Origin of the sequence: Ramlibacter sp. (assembly GCF_013697775.1) — a bacterium.
GTDB lineage: Bacteria > Pseudomonadota > Gammaproteobacteria > Burkholderiales > Burkholderiaceae_C > Ramlibacter.
On record NZ_JACCWG010000478.1, the window covers coordinates 1 to 4,198 of the forward strand.

General features: G+C 70.8%; 5 protein-coding genes. 1 reads left to right on the forward strand and 4 read right to left on the reverse strand.

Annotated features, from left to right (window positions below; translation table 11 throughout):
* Window positions 1–45: 45 nt before the first annotated feature.
* On the reverse strand, window positions 46–963 hold the full coding sequence (locus H0U68_RS24265; RefSeq protein ID WP_296359596.1) for a hypothetical protein: 918 nt from the start codon (window positions 961–963) through the stop codon (window positions 46–48).
* A gap of 178 nt (window positions 964–1,141) precedes the next feature.
* Here H0U68_RS24265 and H0U68_RS24270 point away from each other — a divergent pair, with 178 nt between their 5' ends.
* Window positions 1,142–2,092 carry a serine hydrolase gene (locus tag H0U68_RS24270; RefSeq protein WP_296359598.1) on the forward strand — a complete coding sequence of 317 codons (951 nt, stop codon included), beginning with the start codon at window positions 1,142–1,144 and terminating at the stop codon, window positions 2,090–2,092.
* A gap of 42 nt (window positions 2,093–2,134) precedes the next feature.
* On the opposite strand, the gene H0U68_RS24275 is transcribed toward H0U68_RS24270, so the two are convergent.
* From H0U68_RS24275 to H0U68_RS24285, 3 genes are all read right to left on the reverse strand, one after another.
* On the reverse strand, window positions 2,135–2,569 hold the full coding sequence (locus H0U68_RS24275; protein ID WP_296359601.1) for a YciI family protein: 435 nt from the start codon (window positions 2,567–2,569) through the stop codon (window positions 2,135–2,137).
* 88 nt (window positions 2,570–2,657) lie between these two features.
* Window positions 2,658–3,869 (reverse strand): MFS transporter, encoded by a 1,212-nt coding sequence (locus H0U68_RS24280; RefSeq protein WP_296359603.1) that lies wholly within the window; start codon window positions 3,867–3,869, stop codon window positions 2,658–2,660.
* Window positions 3,866–4,198, reverse strand: a 333-nt coding sequence (locus H0U68_RS24285) for a TolC family protein (RefSeq protein ID WP_296359605.1), incomplete at its 5' end; no start/stop codon positions are given. The genes H0U68_RS24285 and H0U68_RS24280, both read right to left, overlap by 4 nt.

Below are 4,198 nucleotides of genomic sequence, written 5' to 3' on the forward strand. Positions count from 1 at the left end.
CGCTGCAACCCGCTTGCAGCGGGCGCGGCGTCGTTGCAGGGCGGGTCAGCCGCTCCAGCGCAGCTCCAGCAGTTCCGAAGGCCGCTGCGGGTCGTCCGCATCCGTGACCAGCCACAGCCGGCCGGCGCCTGCCGGTGCGATCCCTTCCACCTTGGGCGCGCCTGCCAAGCGTTCGCACCGGAGCACTTGGCCCACTGAAATTCCGCAGCCGATTACCGACGCGATGCAGGGCCCGTCGCGGTAGGCATCCGCCGTGTCCTCGGCTACGGCGCTGAACACCCAGCCGCCGTCGGGCCACACCGCGGCATCGGTGATGCCGAGCGGCACGCCGTCCACCGAGCCCAGGTCGAGCGGCCCGATGGCCAGCGGCAGCGGCGGCTGTACCTGCGACGCGGCAAGAAGCCAGGCGCGTACCGCGTCCGCGTCGAACACGATGTGCCCGTTCAGGCGCTGCCCGGCGTTCGCCCGCTGGAACAGGTGCAGCCGCGTTCCCATCACGCAGCCGGCTTCCAGGTTCAGTTCGCCGAAATGGTCGCGCAGCGGCGCGTACAGCGTCGTGGTGGAGACTTCGCGCGCGGGATGGGCCACAGCCTCATGCGCGTCCAGATCCAGGACGAAGGCACGATCACGCTGCGGCCGCGAGCCGGAACCCCAGGCGACCAGCAGCCCGGCGTCGTTGGTCCCCGCAGCGGGGAAGTGGACCAGGGCCTCGAGGTCCGGCTTGGCGCGCTTGCGCAGCGCCGCATCGGCGGGCAGCGTGCCGGGCACGAGCCGCAGCAGGCGCAGCGGCGCATTCACCGGATCGTTCGCGTCCAGCTGCGCCAGGTGGTGCTCGTCGTCGGCCACGATGTAGAGCTGCCCGCCGGCGTGGACCAAGCCGCTGGCCGAGCTGAGGTGCGCTTGTCCGCGCGGATGGGCCTGTGGGTCCAAGGTCAGCAGGCGCAGGCGGTGCGGCGTGAGCATGCCCCATTGTGGAGGGCGCGCGGCCCGTGGACAGCTCGGCGGCGTTAAGGCAAGCCGAAGGATGTCGCGGGTAAGCTGCGCCATGACGATTGCTGCCCTTCAGCCATTTCACATCCGCGTTCGAGCCGTCCTGTTCGCTGTCTCTCTGGGAGCGCTGCTCGCCGTCGGGTCCCCTGCCTTGGGTACCGAACTCCGGAGCGCGACGCTGGAGGAAGCAAGCGCGGATGCGCAAGCCTTCGCCGACGTGGAGCAGGCGCTGCGCGAGCGCCTGGCGGACATCCAGAGCGTGGTCGTCCTGCTGGGTGGCCGCGTGGCCTACCAGTTCCACCGCGACGGCACACCCGATGCGCTGCGCGACGGGCAGTCGGTGGAGAAGAGCGCGTTGTCGGCGTTGACCGGCACCGCGCTCATGCAGGGCAAGCTGCGCGGCCTCGACCAGCCCATCGTGGAGCTGGTGCCTGAATGGGCCGCGCTGAATGCAGATCCGAGAACGCGCGGCATCACGGTCAAACACCTGCTGACCATGAGCGCTGGTTTTGACCAGAAGGACGCGGCCGGGACGGCGGCGAAGCTGCGGCCGGCGCAGGCTTGGTCGCGCCCGCTGGCCAGCACGCCCGGTGACGCCTTCAGCTACGACAACTCGCTGATTCCGATGCTGGGAGCCGTGCTCGAAAAAGCCACAGGCATGCCGCTGCCGGACTATGCGCGGCAGCAGCTCGGCACGCCGCTAGCGATGGCCGAGCCGACCTACCGCCACACCCTGCACCTGCGCACCATCGACATGGCGAAGCTGGGCCAGCTGTTCCTGCGCGAAGGCCGCTGGGATGGCGTCCAGCTGCTGTCGCCCGGCTACGTGGCGGATGCCACGCGCCCGCAAAACGCCGGCGGCCCGCCGGTGGGAATGGAGTACGGCTACATGTGGTGGATCACGCCGGCTGCGGCGCCGCGCCGAACCTTCATGGCCAGCGGCTACGGCGGCCAACTGGTGTGGGTGCATCCGCCGCTGGACCTGGTGGTGGCGGTGACCTCCACCGTGTCGCCGCAAAGCCAGGCGCGCGGCCAAGCCGTGCAACTGGTGCGCAACGGCGTGTTCGCGGCGGCGCAGAAGCTGCAGGGCACGGCGCGCTGATGCGCAAAATGGGGCTTTCTCACCCCCGTCAATCGGGTTGCCTCAGGCTGGGCCGGACTGCTTTTTCGCCTGTTCCGAAACACGCGCTTCCTGCGCACGCAGCTCGGGCGTGAACTCCGCGCCGAAGTCCTCGGCTTCGAAGATCTGCCGGATCTCGACTTCGGAGTCGCCCGGCATTGGGTTGGGGCAGCGCTTGACCCAGTCGACGGCTTCCTGCAGCGAGGCGCATTTCCAGAGCCAGAAGCCGGCGACCAGCTCCTTGGTTTCGGCGAACGGCCCGTCGGTGACGCGGCGCTCCTTGCCCGAGAAATGCACGCGTGCGCCCTTGCTGCTGGGGTGCAGGCCTTCGCCGGCCTGCATGATGCCGGCCTTCACCAGCTCCTCGTTGTAGTTGCCCATCGCGGTGAGCAGTTCCTGGCTGGGCATCACGCCGGCTTCGCTGTCGGCCGTGGCCTTGATCATCACCATGAATCGCATGTCGGTCTCCTTCGGGGGATGTTGAGGTGGTCGGAACAATCGCATTCCACCCCAACGACGAACCGCGCGGCGCGGTTTCGACATGCGTTTACGACAAAGCGTGCACTTTCGCTCCGCGCCGCCAGAACACGAGGGCGCCCAGGCCGGTGGCCGCCGCCGCCAGCAGCATGGGGCTGTAGGCACCGGCATGGTCGAGCAGCAAGCCGCCGCCGATCGAGCCCAGTGTGATCGATACCTGGAAGGTCGCCACGAACACGCCGCCCACGCTTTCCAGGTGGTCGGGCGCCACCTTGGTCATCCAGGTCTGCAGCGCGATGGGCACCGCGCCGAAGGCAAAGCCCCAGAACGCGATCATGGCGTAGGACAGCGGGTCCCAGGTGCCGAAGGCCGCCAGCAGCACGCACGCCAGCGCGATGCCGGCCGGCGCGGCCGCCACCGTTGCGACCACGCTGCGGCCGACAGCCGCCGCGCCGGCAACGTTGCCCAGGAAGCCGGCGATGCCGAAGGCCAGTAGCGCCGCCGAGAGCTCGGGGCCGGCGAACTGCGGCACGCGCTCCAGGAACGGGCGGATGTAGGTGAAGCCGGCGAAATGGCCGGCCGCCACCAGCAGCGTCATCACCAGGCCCAGCCGCACGCCCGGAATGCGGGTGCCCTGCGCCAGGCTGCGCAGGCTCACCGGGGCGGAAGGCGGCATCGAGGGCAGCCACACCAGCTGCGCCAGCAGGGTCAGCACGCCCAGGCCGGCCGCCGCGGCGAACACCGCGCGCCAGCCCCACCATTCGCCCATCAGCGCCCCGGCCGGCGCCGCGCACACCGTGGCGGCGGACACGCCGGCCAGCACGATGGACATGGCCTTGGGCACCAGCGCCGGCGGCACCAGCCGGGTGGTGAGCGCGGCCGACATCGACCAGAACGCGCCGAGCGCGGCGCCCAGCACCAGCCGCGCCACCAGCAGCGTGCCCAGGCCGGGCGCCACGCACACGGCGACGTTGGACACGGTGAGCAGCGCGCTGATCCACAGCACCACGGCGCGCCGGTCGAAGCGGCGCGTGAGCAGCCCGGCCACCAGCGCCGCCACGGCGCCCATGATCGCCGTGGCCGTCACGGCCTGGCCGGCGGCGCCTTCGCTCACGTGCAGGTCCTGCGCCATGCGCGTGAGCAGGGTGGCCGGCAGGAACTCGCTGGTCACCAGCGAGAAGGTGCCGAGCGCCAGCGAGATGACGCCTGGCCACATCGGCGCGGCGGGGGCCGCGGGAGCCGCGGCCTCGAAGGGTGTTGTGGTTGTTGTCGTGCTGTTCATCGGGATACCGGGGAAGAAGACGGGGAAGAAGAGGAGGAAAAGAGGGACTGCGGGCCGAGGGCGAGTTCCCGCTGTTCGCCGGGCGGCTGCCATTCCCCGCCAATGGCGCGGATCAGCGCCACCGTGGCCTGGTACTGCGCGGCGCGCACGTGCAGCGCGTCGCGCCGGTTGCGCAGCTCGCTGCGGCGCGCGTCCAGCAGCTCCAGCTGGCTGACCAGGCCGTTGCGCCAGCGCGTCTCGGAGATCGTGCTGGCGCGCCTGGCGGCGTCCACCGCGCGGCCCTGCGCCTGCGACTGCGCCTGCAGCAGGCGAAGCGAGGCCAGTTGGTC